This window comes from Pseudomonas sp. PSE1(2024), assembly GCF_050990555.1.
Classification (GTDB): domain Bacteria; phylum Pseudomonadota; class Gammaproteobacteria; order Pseudomonadales; family Pseudomonadaceae; genus Aquipseudomonas; species Aquipseudomonas aphyarum.
Window position 1 is genome coordinate 4,628,324 of the sequence record NZ_CP158967.1, and the last position, 20,352, is coordinate 4,648,675.

Below are 20,352 nucleotides of genomic sequence, written 5' to 3' on the forward strand. Positions count from 1 at the left end.
CCGTGAAAATTTCCGAACTGATGGAAATCAGGTTTTTCCGGTTCCTCCTGACAGGCGGGCTGAACACCGGAATTACGTATGCGCTGTATCTCATATTGCTCAGTGTACTTCCCTACACATGGGCTTATTCGATCAGCTATGTTTGCGGGATTGTTTTCGCGTTCGTGATGAGCCGGTTCCTTGTCTTCAAAGAACACCAGGGGATCAAATCGATCCTGCTGTTCCCACTCGTCTACGTCGCGCAATACGTATTGGGGATGTTTGTCGTCTGGTTCTGGGTCAAACAGCTGTCGCTGCCTGAATACCTGGCTCCACTGGCGGCGATCATTCTGTCGCTACCACTTACATACGTATTGACGAAGCTGGTATTCGTCAAACCCGGAGCGGTTACTCGCTAAAAAAAGGCAGACGGAATAATCCGTCTGCCTTTTTTAATTGCTGAACGCTATCAGCGCAATCAGGCTGATCCCGCCTCGATGTTCATGCCGCAACATCCTTTTCGGATTTTCCCGCGCGGAACCGCAACGCCAGAATGAACAGTGGCACGTAAGCCACCACGGCACCGACAAAGCCATTCAGCTTGAAGTGCGTGACAGCCACTGCAATCGGCAGGAGCCAAAACACATTGATCAAGCCCACGACAAGGGTCACCGGCAGGTGCTTGCCATAACGGCGCGAGGCGAATTGGTAAGCATGACTGCGATGCGCTTCATACACTTTCTCGCCGCGCAGCAATCGACGCAACAAGGTGAAAGTTGCGTCGACGATGAACACCCCGAGCAGGATCAACCAACCCCAGAAGTACTCAAATGAGGCATTGGCGGCCTGTATCGACAAAATGCCCAAGACGATACCCAGAAAGCCGCTGCCCGCATCGCCCATGAAAATTTTCGCTGGCGGAAAGTTCCACAACAGGAATCCTCCCGCACAACCAGCCAGTAGCAGGGCCGGCCCCATCAGCCCGACATGCCCGTCCAGGGCGTACAGCACGCACGCCCCGACACACGCAGTTACCGCCTCGACCCCGGCAATCCCGTCAATACCGTCCATAAAATTGTAGAGATTGAGCATCCAGACGAGGTAGAGGCTAGCCAATACAAACCCGCCCCAGCCCAGATCGAAGACCTGTCCGAACACACTGACGGGCGGTAGGCCACCCAACCAGGCCAACGCCCAGATCGCCGCGCAAAAGTGCCCAAGTAAACGCCAGCGCGCAGCAATATGGCCATGATCATCCATGAATCCGATGATCGCCACCAGGCTGCCAGCACCGGCGATTGCAGCGAAATCTCTGAATGCGATCAAGTCAGCAGCATACAGCGAGCACATGGCGACAAGGAACGTCACGACGATCGCAACACCCCCTCCCCTTGGCGTGGGGACCGTATGCGAACTACGGGCATTGGGAATATCCATCAGACTTCTGGCAAGGGCATACCGGCGCAAAACAGCAGTCAGAAGGAACGAAATAATTAAAGCGATCAGCACAAACCAGCTGAAATTCATCGCGGCAGTAGCTCCAAATAAAAGCCAGCATTCGTCACTGGCAAACAAAAACCATTGCGCCCGCCTGGCCGATCATGAGGTTCGATAAGCCAGGCGGGCGCACTGCATCAGTTTTTGTTCACATCCACGATCTCATGCAGCGGACGCTTGCTCAGCACGCGTTTGATTTTTTGCCGTAGTGAGTAAGGCACCGCATGGCTGATGCGCTCCATGCGCGGATGGCGGTAAAGCGTCCAGATGGCCAATAGCGCGATTTCCTTGGTCGTCAGCGGCGCCTCATACACAGTTGTCGGGGCCGAGAATTTCGGCAGTTCGAAACCGGTTTTTGGTTTGCTGTGCTTATCACTGCCGACGCCGCATAAGGCCGGGTAATCAACGCTATAAAACGCTGGCTGCTGCAGGTGGGTGTCCACGACAGGCGCAGTCAACTGCTCACCGGCAGCGAGCCTTTTCACAAACTCGCTGATTCGCCGCATCAACTCGGCTGGCTCAAGCCCATAATCATAAACAAGAGTGTTTTCACGTCCGGACAATCGTTCCGGGAATGCCCCAATGTTTGGCGCAATAATTGGCAACCCGGCTTCCAGCGCATAGCTGAGGGTATAGCTGTAGGTTTCCGGGCACTGACTTGGAAACAGGACGACATCAAACTCATTTGCGGCCATTAGGGAAGACAGCTCACTGGCATCGTAACGACCTGTAGTCAGGACACCGCCCAACTCTCTGTAGCCGAAACCGACCAGCCGGAAGTTGATTGGTGCATTGACCGTCGCTGCCGCCTCCGCCACTTGCTCCAGATAATCGGCACCCTTTTCTTTACCAAGAGCACCGATAACGCCCACGTTGTAGCGGATCTTTTGCGCGACCGCCGCGACACCCTGCCCAATATTGCGTTTGTGCTCTACGTGACCTGCAACGACAGCGTTACGCAACTCGAAGTTGAGTCGATAATTGGCGAGGGTGTACGCCGAAGGGAAAATTACCGCTTTCGCCCCGTCGATAAAGCCGCGCAATTGCTCACGCCATTGTGCCGGCGATACACCATCCGGCAGAGGGAAGTCAGGATTGACGATGTCGTCGGCATAACTGCCTGGATAAACGCCCTGCGCATCGGTCAGTGTAGGGTTGCCGCATAGCCAGTAATAATCATGAACCGTCAATGCATATTCAGCGCCCAACTCAGCGGGCAATTGAACCAGTTGCGAATTCAGACCGAGCGTGTGATGGAAGTGCACGAAGCCGACACCACAGCCCTTCAAGAACTCGACCAAAAGGTTGTGCTCTTCCGGCAACTGGAAAAGAAGCTCGTCGGCCCCCGGAAAACTCCCCATCCGCAAAGTAACGGCGGACTGGCCACGACGAGGCGCCAGGAACAGGCAGCAAACATCGGACTCAAGAGCGTCTGCCAACTCGTCCAGATGCTGCTGCACACCGCCTCCAGCCTCATGCGAAATGTGCAAGACCTTTGGCCGGTCCAACGATGCGATCAATTGCGCAAGACGTTTTACCCGTACTGCTTTCAGCGGATCAGCTGCGATGAACCTCTGGATATCCAAGTGATAATCCGGATGCAGCTCGGTGATGACCTTGGTTGCATGCTCGGTCAACGCCTGCTTGGAAGAGGAGAAACTGACCCCGCCCTCATGAAATGCATACAGGTTAGGGGTCACGATGTTGAGCCAACCGGCTTTCAGCCCGCGCTGGCACAGATCGTTCTCTTCACCATAACCCTTGCCGAACTTTTCCTCGTTCAGCAGCCCCACGACATCCAGACAATCGCGGCGAATGTACATGCAGAAACCTACACCTGTCGGTGCCTGGCTGACCGGCAAACGCGGGCCGGAAAACACAGCATCGATCTGCTCGACGCTTAAACCAAAGGCTGGCTGGTTTTCGTAAAGAAACGCCGGGAAGCTACAAATAGTCGCGTTGTTGGAAAACGGTGTAACGGTACCGATGTTTGGCGCGATGTAAGCCTCAGCGGTCAGCCGCTCCAGCCAGTCAACAGGCACGATGACATCACTGTTAAGGAAAACGATATCGTCCTGGCTGGCATGGCGCATGCCGCGATTGACGGTTTTGACAAAGCCAAGATTGACTTCGTTTTCGAGAACGGTCATCACCTGCGGCCATTGCATTTGCAATTCGATCAACATGGCCTGCATGCCTGCATCTGGGCTCGCATCATTGATCGCGACCAGTTTGGAGTCGAAAGCAATAATCCCTGGCATCGCGGCAAGGATGCAGCGACGAGTCATTTCGACATCTTTATAGATTGGCAGAATGACGCTGACCGAGCGAGTGCGCGCGACAGGCGCTTCAATTACGTCGTCAACCGGCTGTGGCAGATTGGCTTCCTGGCCGCGCAGATAGGCCGTCAGCGCCTGCTTGGAAGTCTCCACTTTGCTGCGCAACACGCCTTTCCCCTGCCGCAACGAGCGCACAAGGAAGCGTACAGGTTTAGTGATGAACCAAGAGTTGGAGTTAATGACTTGATTATAGTCAGCTTCACGTTGGTCCAGTTTTGCACTCAGCGTTTCGATTTTCTGCCTGGCGTCAGTGACAGCGCTTGCAAGCGCTTCACGGGTTTGAGCCAATGCAATCTGCGAACTGCTGAAAGCAGAAAACAGATTGTCTTCGACAATCAATCGATCTTCGCCCCACGCCGTAAATTCACTCGGGCTTCGGCCGTTAATCGCATTCTGAATCTGCGCCTCGATGGCCAGAAACTCTTCCACATCTTCTTCGCAAAGTGGGTACCCGGCGGCTTCGCAAGCTCGGAACACAAAGTCTTTGCGTGTAACCGGGCCAGCCTCTGCCCCCTTGCTGATACGGGTAATCGAACCCAGCAACTGCGTTAGCGCTTTGAACAGCAGGTACTCGTAGCGAACATTCGTGTTGAGTGTCCACTCTTTGTCGATCAACTGCGGACGACCGTCCAGATCAATCACAATATTTTGCGGGACCGCATCGATCAACGCTCCCGACACCTCACCCGGCTGGCTCTCGGCGTTATCACAGAGCACGTTTAGCATGCTCAGATAATTTTTGAGGAAGGCGCCGATACCTGCGTAAGTCCAGCCCTCGGCATTGACTATATCGATCAGCTTAGTGCCAAGCACATAACCATTGATGTAAGGCTCGGACGCAGCAAGATTAAAAGCGACGAGCGATTGCCCTTCACCCTCATCGATAGTCTTTCCGAGTTTTTGGTAATGCACATTGATCGCATCTTCGGAATCGCGACGAAATTCCGAACGTTTGCAGTACATCGAGCGTCGATCGCAACTGTAATGATACGCCAGGGTCTGCGGGTCGACTGCGCTGCGCGAGACCGGCGAAGCACCTACAAGAAAGGAGTTGGACATGTCCATGCCCAAGCCGTTCCTGAAAATCTGCGACCAGGCTAATTCCAGTGAGAAGGTGCACAGATCCGGCAATTGCGGATCTCTCTGTACACTTTGCGATGCGAATGCACTGGCATCGAAATCAGGATCTTTGAACCCCTGTTCGGTGATGATCGAAACGGGCAACTTGTAATCGGGAAATGGCGCAAAGAACTCACTCGAGGTAAACCCGGCTGTCGCCAACAACGACGCGAGAGCTTTTTTCCCGTAGGTCTGCACGGTAGCGCTGTTATAGCGCCCCTCGACACCGTACATCGGCGTCGTCACGTGATCTTCAGGCGCTCCGGCGAAATATTTCAAGCCGAGCTGATTTTCGATCGCGATGATGAGCAAACCGTCAGGTTTAAGCAGTGAGCGAACTTTCTCAAGCATTCTCGCACCCGGGTTATCACCCGATACGAACAGGTTGGCATACTCAAAAACGCCGATCAGGGTGATGACATCGAATTGGGTATCAATGCTGAAATTCTCGAACGACTCAGCCAGAACCGAGACGTTTGGCAAGTCTCGGGTGCGTGCACGGGCGATGCTGGCGCGACGCGAGCTACCTTCCAGCGCCAGCACTCTGCCGCCCTGCTCACCTAAATACCGGGTAATTGCACCACAACCGGCACCGATCTCGAGCACATCGCCACGCAGATCGGCATCGAACACCCGCAACAAGTTCGAACGGGTACTTGAGAGGTAATAAAGCGATGGCCAATCGGTGCACGATCTTCGCAGCTCATCAGAAAAAACACTGACGTCACTGGCCTGATCGATCAAGAATTTTATGCGCAGTTCGGTGCTATCACCATCGCTGTAGTTGATGCTCGAATAATCCGGCCTCGACCAGATGTCGAGCTCGTCATTAAGCTGATAGCCCGCTTGTTTCAATAAAATATTCAATTTGAAACCTTCTTGGCACGAATGCTGGAGTCCAGATTTACAAGCCCAAAAAATTTGTCAGTCGGACGAACCTGGAAGTGGATCGAATCATAACGCCTGTCACGGGGAGTAACCTCTTCTCCATCTTTGGTCGACACTCCGACAGAAATGAAGTAGTCACCTGGGGCCAGATCACAAGATATAAGTACCTCAACTTCGACGATCTCGCCCTTGCGCCCGCACGTTCTGAATTCCAGGCAATCCAGCGTTTCACTATTTACGCCATAGAGGGTAACGCCCTCTTTGGTCTTGATCGTCATCCCGAGAATCGGACACACCAGATCAGTATCAAAACGTACAAATACCGATAGTTTGATCTGCACGCCAGTGTCCAGGGCAATGGGGTACTCAAGCCCTCCTGCGCTCAGGTGGAAGTCGATGATAGTGGCCGATCTGTCACCCCAACGATATTCGTTCGGGTTGTAGTTCGGATGCGTTTCAAATACATCGAGGCCGCCTTCAGGCGTTTGATACGCTGCCAACTCGTCAGACGCTTCTGCACTTTCGACAGAGGCCGATTGCTGAGTCTTGCCGAACAACAAATCAAGGTAACGGTTGACGACCATGCGCGGCTCGCCTTCAGCGAGCTGCACACCGTTGTTCAAAAGAAAGGCGTGGTCACAGTGCGTAACGATTTGTTCGCTGGAGTGCGTTACCAGCAGAATGCTCGTGCCGTTTTCCTTGAGCTTTTTCAACCGATCAAAGCAACGGGCCTGAAATTTTGCATCCCCCACTGCCAGCGCTTCATCGACAATAAGAATATCGGGCTCTACTTGCGCCTGAACGGAAAACGCCAGTCGCACCAACATACCGCTCGAATATGTCTTGACCGGTTGATTGATGAAATCGCCAATGTCCGCGAATTCGATGATCGCGTCATATCTTGCGTCGATTTCTTCTTTGCTCAAACCCAGAATCGAGGCGTTCAGGTAGACGTTCTCGCGTCCAGTGAACTCGGGATTGAATCCGGAGCCCAGTTCGAGCAATGCAGCGATCCGGCCATGGGTTTCAACCGTACCACTGGTTGGATTCAACGTACCGCAAAGAATTTGCAGCAAGGTGGACTTGCCACTGCCGTTGCGACCAACGATACCGACCGTTTCGCCTTTGCGAATTTCGAAGGAAACGTCGCGTAGCGCCCAGAACTCACGGCAATATTTTTTCTTCCCGCGACTAAGCATCTGAAGCAGTCTGTCGCGCGGTTTGTCGTAAATCTCATAGCACTTACTGAGATTTTGAACTTTGATAGCGACCTCAGATGACATCGGCGAATCCTTTTCGTGTTTTCTGAAACCAGGCGAATCCAAGCCACGCAATCAACGCCGAGCCGGCGAGATAAATGCCCAATACGGTAAAGTCAGGCAGCTTTCCCCAAAACAGAATGTCCCGGGCGTACTCGATTGCAGGCGTCAGCGGATTGAGCATCAGTAGATGTTGATACTTCTCAGGTAGCGCACTGGCAGGGTAAAAAATAGGCGACAGAAACATCAGGACGGTGGTCAGGATGCCGATGAATTGCGCGACATCTCTCAAGTAGACGCCGAGCGACGCCAAGGCCCACGTCAAACCCATGATCATCAGCATCAACGGCAGGATAATCAACGGGAACAACAGGACGGTCAGGTGCGGCGTGCCAAACAGTATCAAATAGGCCAGCAGCCACACAGTCAGGCTGATCACCATATGAAAGAGCGCCGAACCGACTGTGATCCAGGGAAGGATCTCCAATGGAAACACAACTTTCTTCACATAGTTGGCGTTCGAGAGAATCAGCGTCGGGCTTCGATTGAAACACTCCGCAAAAAAGTTGAAGACGATAAGTCCCGCAAACAGAATAAGTGCAAACTCGGTTTTCGAGTCACTTCCGCCGCTCCAGCGTGCCTTGAAAACGACGCTAAAGACAAAGGTGTAGACAACCAACATGAACACGGGGTTAAAAAACGACCAGAGAATCCCCATGAACGATCCACGGTAACGCCCAACGACTTCTCGCTGTACAAGCGCCGCGATCAGGCTCCGATTACGCCAGAAACTGCTGACCATTTCCTTTGGCGACGTGGAAAAATTAAGCATTATGCACACACCTGAGATAAATCGAGGGAGACAGACTTCATACAAAAACTCTCTTGTTGAGATACCGGGAGGACGCCACGGAGCAATTTTCACGTCCCGCCCTGCACGATGATGGCATCAAATTCTGTTGAGCACCGCGGCCAGCATCAGCCCAAGATTACCCAAACACGTCTGCCGATAGACCTTCGCGCGGTAGAGCCAGACGAAACGGCCGAATCCTTTTGAATCACGGGCTTTCTTGAATTGCTCAAAGGTCTGCAGGCTGTCTGCACTCAAGCGTGAGCGAACCGTTTCAAGTGCAGCGATATTTTTGTCATTCCAGTCACGAAAGCGACCCGTAGACATCATCCGCAAGCGCATGATCCGTGCGCGCACTCCAGAGTTGGCGCCAATCAGATTCGCTTCATGCTGCCTGTACAGAATGGAAGGCGAGGCGTCATAGACGACCTTGCCACCCACCGCGGTAATCAGGAGATAGGCCCACCAGTCATGGGAAACGATATCCACTTGGCTGCCGGCATGACAGAGCACGTCCCGAGCCAAATGATTGAATACCATGGTATTGCCCCCGGCCAGACTTTGTACCAGTGCATTGGCAAAACTGGCGGGGCGAGAAAATAGTGGCGAGCGACCGATGACCGTTCCCGAGTCACCAATCAACTCGGTCCGGGCGCAATACAACGCCGGAAGACCGGACGGCAGCGCCTCCAATACCTTTACGGCAGACTCAAGTTTATTGGCTTGCCAGATATCGTCCTGGTCGGCCCATGCATAAAATTGCGATTGCACGGGCGCATCGCAGGCAACGGACATGAAGTTAGCCGCAAACCCTCGCTTGGGCCCTTGCAGAATGGTCAGTCGGCCTTCTCCCCAGATCGCGCTGTACTGGCGCAGAATATCCAGTGTCGCGTCGGTAGAACCGTCATCAGAAACAACGACGGTCCATTCGCGATAACTCTGGCGAGCTATCGAATCCAGTTGTTGTGCGAGAAAGCGCTCACCGTTGTAGGTACACATCAGAATCGTCACGCGGGCCGGTTGCGTTTCATGACCGTGAATACCAACGTCAGAACCGCTGCCAGGCTGCTCGCCTGTCTGATCAAATTGTGGAAGAGGGGCTACCACCGAGCACTCCATTGCATTGAAGATAAAATAATGACGATGTCGTTTCGCTCAACATCAAGAGGTACAGCCTTGGCAGCATGAAAATCACATGCCCCTCTCATGGACCGCTCCCGACAGCGAAAAATTTGCCATTATAAGTCATACCAATTTGATAGCCCAGTGACATCACCACCTTCAACAGCACAAGGCGGTGGTCATGGTATGAAAAGAGTAATCTGAATGTTGCCTTGAGCCGGAAAAATCCTGCCAAGGCGTACTGATTTGGGCTGCGTAGGGTATCAAGGCGCCCTAATTGGCAAAAGGGTGGCAATCTGCCAATTCTTCGAGGGTCAGATCAATGGCCATGCTTTATCGAGCAAGCCTTAGCGGAAAAGTGACATCCACAAAAAATACCGACCCGTTTAGCGCTCCCGAAAATGGTTGGCAGTGGCCTGAAGTGCCTGGCTCACGCTGACGGGCGGCGTCCACTCCAGCACTGTGCGCGTCTTTTCCATATCGACCTGTAACGAGCCGCAGAGTCGTTGAGCCAAGGCTCTCCTACCCAATAAAGCCGCCCCAAGGCGCAGAACAAACGGAGGCACGGGCAACAATCGCGCTCGGACAGTCAGGGCACTCGCCATCCTTTGAAGCAATTGAGTGGTCGAAAGATCTTCGCCATCACTTACCAGAAACGTTTGATTGGCTGCTTTTGGATGATCGATGCAGGTCACCAAAAGATCCACCAGATTACTGATTGCCACCAGGCTGCGGCGATTGCCCAATGCCCCCAATGGCAGTGGCAATCCTTTTTGCAACCAGCGCATCATACTTAGAAAGTTGGCTTTGACACCCGGCCCGTACACCAGAGGCGGTCGAATAATCACCAACTCCATTGCGGTTTCCAGTGCGATTTGACGCACGACTTCCTCTGCCTCGCACTTGGAAATACCGTAAGGATCAACAGGCGCGGGAATATCGGCTGCGGTAAAGGGCCTCCCGGCGGGTGACTCTTCGCCATTGACCTTGATCGAACTGACAAAGATGAAGCGCTTCACCCCGGACGCTGCCGCATGACGGGCCAGCCGCGCAGTGCCCTGCACATTCATTTGCCGAAACATGGCAAGCGGATCAGCCTCCCCCTCGTTCATTACATGAACCCTGGCCGCACAATGAATCACCGTCTGAACATTATTCAATGGCGGCAATAAAACGCGCTCATCCAAATCAAAAGACACGACATCACACAAACCACTCAACCGAGTTTCGCCACGCGCAGCCGCAACTGGTGTGTAGATCTTGTCGAGAAGCAGGCGGAACACCACGGCCTCGCCGACAAACCCCGTCGCCCCGGTTACCAATACCCGAGCACCTTTCATTTGGTTTTCTTCCCGATCACGGCAGTCGCGCAACAAATAAAGAAAAAGAACAGCTTGTCCCTGGTTCGACGACGACATTCACCGGCTGTTAACGACAGTCGCAATAATTGTCGACGGCCCAAAGGTAGCCATTGCCGGACGAATGGATCATCGGCGAGACCCACCAACTGCGCAATCATTCGAATCTGAGAAAACCACCAACCGTCATGGATAGTTTTATAACGCGCAATCAGTGGATTTATACCGGTATTGGCCCCGATCTGATTACTTTCGTGCTGGCGATAACACATGGATGGCTGCGGATCAATGAACCAGCGCAAACCACGACTGCGTGCGAACGCATAGCAATACCAGTCATGCAGACTGACCTGTTGTAAGGCATCCCAATGTTTGAACAATGAGCCCTTCAGCAACTGCATCATCCTTTTGCTCATGACATACGTACAGCCCGGTCCGGCAGCCTCAAAGAGAAAGTCCCAGCGGGTTTGCGGCTGGGCCTTGTCCAGTACCTGGTTACGACCATCAGGCCAGAACGCAACTACGTTACTCGAGTAAGCATCCACGCCAAGAGATTTGATCGACCGGATAGCGCGCTCGATCTTGTCCAGATACCAGACGTCATCCTGATCAGCAAAAGCGATGAAATCGTAGCCTTCAAGATCAACATCTCGAATCAAACGGAAGAAGTTGCGGGAGGCCCCACCAAACGCACCGGCGTCGGGCAAGACGATTACGTTCGGATGCTGCGCAGCATAATCGGCGCACCATGCCTCGGTACCGTCATTGGAGGGATCAATACTTATATAAACGGTTACGTCGACAGCTGCCTGACCGAGGATCGAGGCCAACTGCTCCTCGATCCACTGCATGCCATTGTAGGCGGCCAGCAAAATCGCAACCTTGGGATGTTCTACTGGCATGCCATTCCTGCTTGCAGCGATAAACATAGCGTTGCGAAAGTCAGAACTTTCGATCAGGCAGACGGCGAGTCCAGCAACTTCTGAAGGTATTGACCGTAACCCGTCTTCTTCAGTGCTTGCGCTTGTGCGTTAAGCTGCTCGGCAGAAATCCAGCCATTGTGATAGGCGATCTCTTCCAGACACGCCACTTTCAGACCCTGACGCTGTTCGATCGTGTGAACGAAGTGACTGGCTTCAAGCAGTGAGTCGTGAGTACCGGTATCCAGCCAGGCAAAACCGCGACCGAGCATTTCCACGCTCAGGGTCTGGCGCTCCAGATACGCACGGTTGACGTCGGTGATTTCCAGCTCGCCACGCTCGGAGGGCTTGATGCTCTTGGCGATCTCGACCACATCGTTATCGTAGAAATACAGACCGGTGACCGCATAGTTCGATTTTGGCTTCAGCGGCTTCTCTTCGATACTCAAAGCCTTGCCACTTTTATCAAACTCGACGACACCAAAGCGTTCAGGATCGGAGACGTGGTAGCCAAATACGGTTGCGCCCTTTTGTTGGGTACTGGCGGAGCGCAAATTATCCGAGAAATGCTGACCGTAGAAGATGTTGTCCCCCAGAATCAGACAGCATGGATCCTGACCGATGAACTCTTCACCAATAATGAACGCCTGAGCCAGGCCGTCCGGGCTTGGCTGCTCGGCATAAGTGAGCTTGATCCCGTACAGGCTTCCATCACCCAGCAGTTTACGGAAGCACGGCAAATCTTCCGGCGTGGAAATGATCAGGATTTCTCGCATACCCGCCAGCATCAAAACGGACAGCGGATAAAAAATCATCGGTTTGTCGTAGATCGGCAGCATTTGTTTGGACACACCGAGGGTCAACGGGTGCAGGCGCGTGCCCGAGCCACCGGCGAGGATGATGCCTTTACGATTTGTCGTGATCATTTGTTCAGAACTTCCCTAAGCATTCGGGTTACACCACTTTGCCAATCCGGCAAGTGTAGAGAAAAATTGTCGCGCAGCTTGCGAGTATTCAAACGCGAATTCAGCGGTCGGCTCGCCGGCGTTGGATAGGCGGTTGTATCGATTGGGTTAATGGCTGTTACCGCCAACTCTTCACCTTGCGCCTTGGCAAACTCAATCACGTGACTGGCATAACCATGCCAGGACACTTCTCCGGCAGCGGCCAAGTGATAGAGACCTGCTAATTCCGGGCGCTTAAGAACTTGCTGAATAGCTAACGCCGTCACATCGGCAATCAAATCCGCGCCAGTAGGGGCGCCGATCTGGTCAGCGATAATATTGAGCGTTCCGCGATCTTTCGCCAGACGCAGCATAGTCTTCGCAAAATTATTGCCGCGAGCGCCATATACCCAACTTGTGCGAAAAATCAGATATTTGCAGCCAGATGCGATAATCGCCTGTTCGCCAGCGAGCTTGCTGAAACCATAGTAATTGACTGGCGCTACAGCATCAGTCTCCTGCCATGGCACGGAGCCCTCGCCACTAAAGACGTAATCTGTCGAATAGTGAATCAGCCAGGCACCGGAAGCGGCAGCCTCTTCAGCCATCACTCGACTCGCCAAACCATTTACGCGCTCAGCCAACTCTTTTTCAGATTCAGCTTTGTCGACCGCGGTGTACGCCGCAGCATTGACGATGATATCGGGTGCGCACTGACGAATCGTTGCGCGCAAGCCTTCAAGGTCGGACAAGTCGCCGCTTAGCCCGCTCACCGAGTGACGATCCAATGCAATCAACTCACCAATTGGAGCAAGGGAGCGCTGCAGCTCCCAGCCCACTTGGCCGTTTTTTCCTAAAAGTAGGATTTTCATGCTTTGTTCGAGCGACCTGCGTAGTTCTGGTCGATCCATTGCTGGTAGCTGCCACTCTTCACATGCTCTACCCATTGGGTATTGCTCAAATACCACTCGACAGTCTTGCGGATGCCGGTTTCGAATGTTTCTTCCGGAGTCCAACCCAGGTCTCGCTGGATTTTGCTCGCATCGATTGCATAACGCTGGTCATGACCGGGACGATCCTGAACGTAGGTGATCAGGCTCGAATGAGGGCGATGAGCGGAGTCTGGACGCAATTCATCGAGTAGTGCACAAAGCGTGTTCACGACTTCAATGTTCTGTTTTTCGTTATGACCGCCGATGTTGTATGTCTCACCAACCACACCTTCGGTCACAACTTTGTACAACGCACGGGCGTGGTCTTCGACATACAGCCAGTCGCGAACCTGATTGCCTTTGCCGTAAACCGGCAAGGGCTTGCCTTCCAGTGCATTGAGAATGATCAATGGAATCAATTTCTCAGGGAAGTGGCACGGGCCGTAGTTGTTCGAGCAATTGGTAACCAATGTCGGCAGGCCATAAGTGCGAGCCCAGGCGCGAACGAGGTGATCGGAGCTGGCTTTGCTGGCCGAATAAGGCGAGCTTGGCTGATAAGGTGTGGTTTCGGTAAAGAGGTCTTCAGGGCCTTCAAGGTCACCGTAAACTTCATCGGTCGAAATATGATGGAAACGGAAGTTGGCTTTGCGCGCACCATCCAATTGCGCCCAATAATGGCGAGCAGCTTCCAGCAGAGTGTAAGTGCCGATAATGTTCGTCTGAATGAACTCGGACGGACCGGTAATCGAGCGATCGACGTGAGACTCTGCGGCCAGATGCATGATGGCATCTGGTTGGTGCTCACGCAAAACACGGTCGATCTGGTCACGATCACAGATATCGACGCGCTCGAATGCATAGCGTGAATTACCGCTAACCTCGGCCAGCGACTCGAGGTTACCGGCATACGTCAGCTTGTCGACGTTGATCACTGCGTCGTTGGTATTGGAAATTATGTGACGGATGACTGCTGAGCCGATGAAGCCGGCGCCGCCGGTAACTAGAATTTTCACGCGAAACCATACCCTTGAGCTGCGGACAGTGTCACCAACGAGCACTGCCTAATCCATGAATGCAGAAGCCATCAAACCTGTGGCTTCCGTCAGAGTCAGTCTAAATCGATGTGGGAATATGCCACTATCGAACAAGGGACGCATTTTACAGCTTAATGAATCTTTTACTAATGGATATAGACAGGTAAGGACGCAATTTCGACAGACGCCCTGCGCCTGCCGTTATCACACTACACGCTTGCGTGAAGCTCTGGACGAACGTCCCAGAAACCAGCCAAAAAACGGCCCGATCAGCATACCTACCAGCAATGCACCAACCGTAATCACCGATACCGGAAGTTGTGGTCCTGCCCAACCAAGAAACAGTAGGGAGACCGATTGCTGATTTTCGAGAACGAACGCAAGGATCGCCAACACAAGCAATAGAATTAAAACGGAAAACAAAATGCGCTTGAGATTACTCATGAGCGACTCCTTGCGTAACGGTGACCGTCAAGCCCCCTCCTCCTCTTCTTCATTCACGCGATCGCGCAATTCCTTGCCTGGCTTGAAATGCGGAACGAATTTACCGTCAAGGCTGACGGACTGACCGGTCTTTGGATTGCGACCGACACGCGGCGCACGATAGTGCAAGGAAAAGCTGCCAAAACCACGGATCTCGATACGATCCCCCGTGGCCAGACACTGGGACATTTGCTCAAGCATGGTCTTGATGGCCAGCTCCACATCCTTGGATGAGAGCAGCCCCTGATGGGTGACAATTCGTTCGATCAACTCCGACTTCGTCATATTTTTCCCTTCTTTTTCAAGCAGCTAGATCAGCGCTTGAAAGGTTTTAGCACGCCCGGAAGATTTTGAACAGCCCAGGGCTTGACATATCTTTCCGCTCGCCGAAACGCCCATTTTCAGGGCATCGGATCACAAGCCCGCCAACGCTCACTCACCGACAGATCACCAACATGGTTCGAGTTACGTAGCCTGCCGGATTGAAGCCAAAGGGAAACTCATCCTCATCCCGGGCGTCATCAGATCGCGTGACCACCTTATACCCCGCCCCCTTGCATTCCTTGGCGGCACGCTTCTGACACTTCTCCCAGCCCGAACCCAAGCCGGAGCAGTCAACCTCGATACCACTGACTCCACGCACAGCATGGGTCTTGGCGCTCGTTGTGCAGCCTGCCAACATCAAGACACCTATAAACACTATAAACTTGCTCATTCACTTCCTTATGCCAGGCGCCCGCCCGACTACTGCAATCTTCAGACTAAGCCTAGACGCGAATAGACGATTGATCCGATTAAAGAAACAGACCGCCCGGCAAAGGGAATGGTTTCACTCGAACAAACAGCGAGCGATGCCCCACCAAATCGCAGGCACAAAAAAGGGCGACCGAAGTCGCCCTTTTTTAATGATCAGACAGAACTCAGTTCTGTTTGGCCATTGCTTGACGCAGCAGTGCCGCCATAGTGGTGTCAGCTGCTTCGCCTTCCGGAGCTGCTTTCAGGCTCTGGATGGCTTCTTTCTCTTCAGCATCGTCTTTCGATTTGATCGACAGCTGAATTACGCGGCTCTTACGATCAACGCTGATGATCTTGGCTTCTACTTGCTGGCCTTCTTTCAGAACGTTGCGCGCGTCTTCAACGCGGTCACGGCTGATTTCGGAGGCTTTCAGAGTCGCTTCGATATCGTCGGCCAGAACGATGATGGCGCCTTTGGCGTCAACTTCTTTCACGGTGCCAGTAACGATTGCGCCTTTGTCGTTAACCGAGACGTACTCGGAGAACGGATCGCTTTCCAGTTGCTTGATACCCAGGGAGATACGCTCACGCTCCGGGTCAACCGACAGGATAACGGTGTCCAGCTCGTCGCCCTTCTTGAAACGACGTACGGCTTCTTCGCCCACTTCGTTCCAGGAGATGTCGGACAGGTGAACCAGACCGTCGATGCCGCCGTCCAGACCAATGAAGATACCGAAATCGGTGATCGACTTGATGGTGCCGGAGATCTTGTCGCCCTTGTTGAACTGGCCAGAGAAGTCTTCCCATGGGTTCGACTTGCACTGCTTGATGCCCAGGGAGATACGACGACGCTCTTCGTCGATGTCCAGAACCATGACTTCCACTTCGTCGCCGACTTGTACGACTTTCGAAGGGTGGATGTTCTTGTTGGTCCAGTCCATTTCCGAAACGTGTACCAGACCTTCAACGCCTTCTTCCAGCTCAGCGAAGCAGCCGTAGTCGGTCAGGTTGGTTACACGGGCGGTAACGCGAGTGCTTTCTGGGTAACGGGCTTTGATAGCAACCCATGGATCTTCGCCCAGTTGCTTCAGGCCCAGAGAGACACGATTGCGCTCGCGATCGTATTTCAGAACCTTGACGTCGATCTCGTCGCCAACATTGACGATTTCGGAAGGGTGCTTGATACGCTTCCACGCCATGTCGGTGATGTGCAGCAGGCCGTCCACGCCACCCAGATCGACGAATGCGCCGTAATCGGTGAGGTTTTTGACGATACCTTTGACTTGCTGGCCTTCCTGCAGGGATTCCAGCAGAGCTTCACGCTCGGCGGAGTTCTCGGCTTCCAGGACGCTGCGACGGGAAACGACAACGTTGTTGCGCTTCTGGTCCAGCTTGATGACCTTGAATTCCAGCTCTTTGCCTTCCAGGTGCGTGGTGTCGCGCACTGGACGGACGTCAACCAGGGAACCTGGCAGGAACGCACGGATGCCGTTAACGTCGACAGTGAAGCCGCCTTTAACCTTACCGTTGATAACGCCCTTGACCACTTCCTCAGCTGCGAAGGCTGCTTCCAGAACGATCCAGCATTCAGCGCGCTTGGCTTTTTCACGGGACAGCTTGGTTTCACCGAAACCGTCTTCAACCGAGTCCAGAGCAACGTGAACTTCGTCACCGACGTTGATGTTCAGTTCGCCAGCGTCGTTGTAGAACTGCTCCAGAGGGATCAGTGCTTCGGACTTCAGGCCAGCGTGAACGGTTACCCAGCGAGCTTGGTAATCGATATCAACGATAACACCGGTGATGATGGAGCCTGCCTGAAGGTTCAGGGTCTTTAGGCTTTCTTCAAAGAGTTCCGCAAAGCTTTCGCTCATTTTAATTCCTGTTGATTAGGGCGAAAAATACGCCCGTCTCCACATCCCAGACGATGCGGGTCAGTTTCATTTAAAGGAAGCCACCGCAGGACTATGACTGGTCCCCTGCGGCCTTCCTGGTCACCCGGCGATATCGCGAATGGCGATCTCGCTCATGATGCGTTCCAGCACCTGATCGATGGACAACTCCGTGGAATCCAGCTGTATGGCGTCAGCCGCCGGCTTGAGCGGGGCCACCGCTCGCTGGGTATCACGCTCGTCGCGCGCACGGATCTCATCTAGCAGACTCGACAGACTAACACCCTCGACTTTGCCCTTCAACTGCAAATATCGACGGCGAGCCCGCTCCTCGGCACTGGCGGTGAGGAAAATCTTCAGGGGCGCATTCGGAAAAACCACCGTGCCCATGTCCCGACCATCGGCCACCAGGCCCGGGGTTTCCTGGAAAGCACGCTGGCGCTGCAGCAGCGCCTCGCGCACGGCCGGCAATGCAGCCACCTGAGAAGCGCCGGAACCGACGCTTTCAGTACGGATGACATCGCTGACTTCGTCACCTTCCAGAATGATGCGTTGCAGTTGACCGTCGGTCGCCGCGATGAACTGCACATCCAGATGAGCGGCCAGTTTCTTCAGCAGCTCTTCATTGGTCAGGTCGACACCATGGTTGTGCGCAGCAAACGCCAAAAGGCGATACAGCGCACCGGAATCCAGCAGGTTCCAGCCCAGACGCTTGGCCAGAATCCCGGCTACGGTGCCTTTGCCCGAGCCGCTTGGCCCATCGATGGTGATGACCGGTGCAATGTTGTTCACGACTGAGCCTCTTGCGCCACACGAATGCCGACCTGTGCGCACAGCGCCAGGAAGTTCGGGAACGATGTCGCGACATTGGCGCAGTCATGGATGCGGATCGGTGCCGTGGCGCGCAGCGAGGCCACGCTGAAAGCCATCGCGATGCGGTGATCGCCATGACCATGCACTTCGCCGCCGCCGATCTGGCCGCCGTCGATGATGATGCCGTCCGGAGTCGGTTCACATTTGACGCCCAGCGCCAGCAGACCGTCCGCCATGACCTGGATACGGTCCGACTCCTTGACCCGCAATTCTTCGGCGCCGGTCAGCACGGTGCGCCCTTCGGCACAGGCCGCGGCCACGAACAGCACCGGGAATTCATCGATGGCCAATGGAACCAGCGCTTCCGGAATCTCGATACCCTTGAGTTTAGCCGCTCGCACGCGCAGGTCGGCAACCGGTTCGCCGCCCACTTCACGCTGGTTTTCCAGAGTGATGTCTGCGCCCATCAGGCGCAGAATGTCGATCACGCCGGTACGGGTCGGGTTGATGCCGACGTGTTCGAGCACCAGCTCCGAACCTTCGGCGATCGACGCGGCCACCAGGAAGAATGCCGAAGACGAGATGTCGCCCGGCACTTCGATGTGGGTCGCAGCCAGCTTGCCGCCGGACTCAACCGATGCCGTGGCACCATTGACGCTCACCGGGTAGCCGAAGCCGCGCAGCATGCGCTCGGTGTGGTCACGAGTCGGGGCCGGCTCGGTGACGGTGGTCTTGCCTTCGGCGTACAGACCCGCCAGCAGCAGGCAGGACTTAACCTGGGCACTGGCCATCGGCATGGTGTAGGTCAGGCCTTTGAGCTTGTGACCGCCACGGATGGTCATCGGTGGACGACCTTCGGCAGCGGTTTCGATCACGGCGCCCATTTCCCGCAGCGGGTTGGCGACGCGATTCATCGGACGCTTGGACAGCGACGCATCGCCGGTCAGGGTACTGTCGAAGTCCTGCGCGGCCAGCAGGCCGGACAGCAGGCGCATCGAAGTGCCGGAGTTGCCCAGATAGATCGGGCCCGGCGCAGGCTTCAGACCGTGCAGGCCGACACCGTGGATGGTCACGCGGCCGTGATGCGGGCCTTCGATGACCACGCCCATGTCGCGGAACGCCTGCAAGGTCGCCAGGGCGTCTTCGCCCTCGAGGAAGCCTTCGACTTCGGTGACGCCTTCAGCCAGGGAACCGAGCATGATCGAACGGTGGGAAATCGATTTGTCACCCGGTACGCGAATCCGACCGGACAGGCGGCCACCAGGTTGAGCCAGGAAAATCAGATCGTTGGAATTCATAGCGTCCACATAGGCCCTGCGGGCCAGGATTTTACTGAAATGCTCGCGGGCAACCCGGGCGCGCGTGAAGACGCCCAACAATTGGTGCCCATCCCCTGCATCGACCGCGTCGCGCAAGGCGTCGAGGTCGCTGCGAAATGTATCGAGTGTGCGCAGGACAGCCTCGCGATTGGCGAGAAAGATGTCATGCCACATGACCGGGTCGCTTCCGGCGATTCTTGTGAAATCACGGAAACCGCCCGCAGCGTAACGGAAGATCTCAAGGTTTTCATTGCGCTTGGCCAGCGAATCGACCAGACCGAAGGCCAGCAGGTGCGGCAGATGACTGGTCGCGGCCAGCACTTCATCGTGACGCTCGACCTGCATGTGCTCTACATCGGCGCCCAGCTCGCGCCATAAACGATCAACCACCGCCAGGGCAGCCGGATCGGTCTGCTCCAGCGGGGTCAGAATCACTTTATGACGGCGGAACAGCTCTGAGTTGGAGGCTTCCACCCCGCTCTGCTCGGAGCCGGCAATCGGATGGCCCGGCACGAAACGCGCCGGCATGCCACCGAACGCTTCGGTCGCCGCACGCACCACATTGCCCTTGGCGCTGCCGACATCCGTGAGGATCGCCTGCCCCAGATCCATGCTGGCCAGACGGGCCAGCACTTTTTCCATGGCCAGGATCGGCACCGCCAACTGGACCACGTCCGCGCCCTGGCAAGCCGCCACCAGGTCGTCTTCGCAGCGATCCACCACGCCCAACTCGACCGCCAGCTTGCGCGATTGCGGGTCGAGATCGACCCCGACCACTTCGCGACACACGCCGCTTTCACGCAAGCCTTTGGCAAACGAACCACCGATCAACCCCAGACCGACCACCACCAGGCGCCCGATCATAGGTGCAG

The 20,352-nt window shown here is 54.7% G+C and carries 17 protein-coding genes; 1 reads left to right on the forward strand and 16 read right to left on the reverse strand.

Going from position 1 to position 20,352, the window contains the following annotated elements; translation table 11 throughout:
- Window positions 1-2 precede the first annotated feature (2 nt).
- Window positions 3-398 carry a GtrA family protein gene (locus ABTV87_RS20965; protein ID WP_256578480.1) on the forward strand — a complete coding sequence of 132 codons (396 nt, stop codon included), beginning with the start codon at window positions 3-5 and terminating at the stop codon, window positions 396-398.
- 82 nt (window positions 399-480) lie between these two features.
- On the opposite strand, the gene ABTV87_RS20970 is transcribed toward ABTV87_RS20965, so the two are convergent.
- From ABTV87_RS20970 to ABTV87_RS21045, 16 genes are all read right to left on the reverse strand, one after another.
- Window positions 481-1,506 carry an MraY family glycosyltransferase gene (locus tag ABTV87_RS20970; protein ID WP_085607212.1) on the reverse strand — a complete coding sequence of 342 codons (1,026 nt, stop codon included), beginning with the start codon at window positions 1,504-1,506 and terminating at the stop codon, window positions 481-483.
- A 107-nt stretch (window positions 1,507-1,613) separates the two neighbouring features.
- Window positions 1,614-5,801: a methyltransferase gene (locus ABTV87_RS20975; RefSeq protein ID WP_433898293.1), complete on the reverse strand. Its 4,188-nt coding sequence runs from the start codon at window positions 5,799-5,801 to the stop codon at window positions 1,614-1,616.
- Window positions 5,798-7,105 carry an ABC transporter ATP-binding protein gene (locus ABTV87_RS20980; protein ID WP_085607216.1) on the reverse strand — a complete coding sequence of 436 codons (1,308 nt, stop codon included), beginning with the start codon at window positions 7,103-7,105 and terminating at the stop codon, window positions 5,798-5,800. The genes ABTV87_RS20975 and ABTV87_RS20980 overlap by 4 nt, the downstream gene beginning before the upstream one ends.
- Window positions 7,095-7,913, reverse strand: a complete 819-nt coding sequence (locus ABTV87_RS20985) for an ABC transporter permease (protein ID WP_085607218.1) — start codon at window positions 7,911-7,913, stop codon at window positions 7,095-7,097. The genes ABTV87_RS20980 and ABTV87_RS20985 overlap by 11 nt, the downstream gene beginning before the upstream one ends.
- A 117-nt stretch (window positions 7,914-8,030) precedes the next feature.
- Window positions 8,031-9,038: a glycosyltransferase family 2 protein gene (locus ABTV87_RS20990; RefSeq protein ID WP_433898294.1), complete on the reverse strand. Its 1,008-nt coding sequence runs from the start codon at window positions 9,036-9,038 to the stop codon at window positions 8,031-8,033.
- Window positions 9,039-9,439: 401 nt separating this feature from the next.
- Window positions 9,440-10,393, reverse strand: coding sequence for a UDP-glucose 4-epimerase family protein (locus tag ABTV87_RS20995; protein WP_085607222.1), 954 nt, complete (start codon window positions 10,391-10,393; stop codon window positions 9,440-9,442).
- Window positions 10,390-11,313, reverse strand: a complete 924-nt coding sequence (locus tag ABTV87_RS21000; RefSeq protein ID WP_085607224.1) for a glycosyltransferase — start codon at window positions 11,311-11,313, stop codon at window positions 10,390-10,392. The genes ABTV87_RS20995 and ABTV87_RS21000 overlap by 4 nt, the downstream gene beginning before the upstream one ends.
- A 53-nt stretch (window positions 11,314-11,366) precedes the next feature.
- On the reverse strand, window positions 11,367-12,257 hold the full coding sequence (gene rfbA, locus ABTV87_RS21005; RefSeq protein WP_085607226.1) for a glucose-1-phosphate thymidylyltransferase RfbA: 891 nt from the start codon (window positions 12,255-12,257) through the stop codon (window positions 11,367-11,369).
- Complete coding sequence (gene rfbD, locus ABTV87_RS21010) at window positions 12,254-13,147, reverse strand: dTDP-4-dehydrorhamnose reductase (RefSeq protein ID WP_085607228.1); 894 nt, start codon at window positions 13,145-13,147, stop codon at window positions 12,254-12,256. Before rfbD ends, rfbA begins: the two co-directional genes overlap by 4 nt.
- Window positions 13,144-14,220 carry a dTDP-glucose 4,6-dehydratase gene (gene rfbB, locus ABTV87_RS21015; protein ID WP_170929391.1) on the reverse strand — a complete coding sequence of 359 codons (1,077 nt, stop codon included), beginning with the start codon at window positions 14,218-14,220 and terminating at the stop codon, window positions 13,144-13,146. Before rfbB ends, rfbD begins: the two co-directional genes overlap by 4 nt.
- A 225-nt stretch (window positions 14,221-14,445) precedes the next feature.
- On the reverse strand, window positions 14,446-14,685 hold the full coding sequence (locus tag ABTV87_RS21020; protein WP_085607232.1) for a LapA family protein: 240 nt from the start codon (window positions 14,683-14,685) through the stop codon (window positions 14,446-14,448).
- A 27-nt stretch (window positions 14,686-14,712) separates the two neighbouring features.
- Window positions 14,713-15,009 carry an integration host factor subunit beta gene (gene ihfB / locus ABTV87_RS21025; RefSeq protein ID WP_007950920.1) on the reverse strand — a complete coding sequence of 99 codons (297 nt, stop codon included), beginning with the start codon at window positions 15,007-15,009 and terminating at the stop codon, window positions 14,713-14,715.
- Window positions 15,010-15,160: 151 nt separating this feature from the next.
- Entirely contained in the window at window positions 15,161-15,439 is a 279-nt protein-coding gene (locus ABTV87_RS21030; RefSeq protein WP_007950919.1) for a hypothetical protein, read from the reverse strand.
- Window positions 15,440-15,644: 205 nt separating this feature from the next.
- Window positions 15,645-17,330: a 30S ribosomal protein S1 gene (gene rpsA, locus ABTV87_RS21035; protein ID WP_007950918.1), complete on the reverse strand. Its 1,686-nt coding sequence runs from the start codon at window positions 17,328-17,330 to the stop codon at window positions 15,645-15,647.
- 120 nt (window positions 17,331-17,450) lie between these two features.
- Complete coding sequence (gene cmk, locus ABTV87_RS21040; RefSeq protein ID WP_007950916.1) at window positions 17,451-18,140, reverse strand: (d)CMP kinase; 690 nt, start codon at window positions 18,138-18,140, stop codon at window positions 17,451-17,453.
- Window positions 18,137-20,344: a bifunctional prephenate dehydrogenase/3-phosphoshikimate 1-carboxyvinyltransferase gene (locus tag ABTV87_RS21045; protein WP_256578491.1), complete on the reverse strand. Its 2,208-nt coding sequence runs from the start codon at window positions 20,342-20,344 to the stop codon at window positions 18,137-18,139. Before ABTV87_RS21045 ends, cmk begins: the two co-directional genes overlap by 4 nt.
- Window positions 20,345-20,352: the final 8 nt, after the last annotated feature.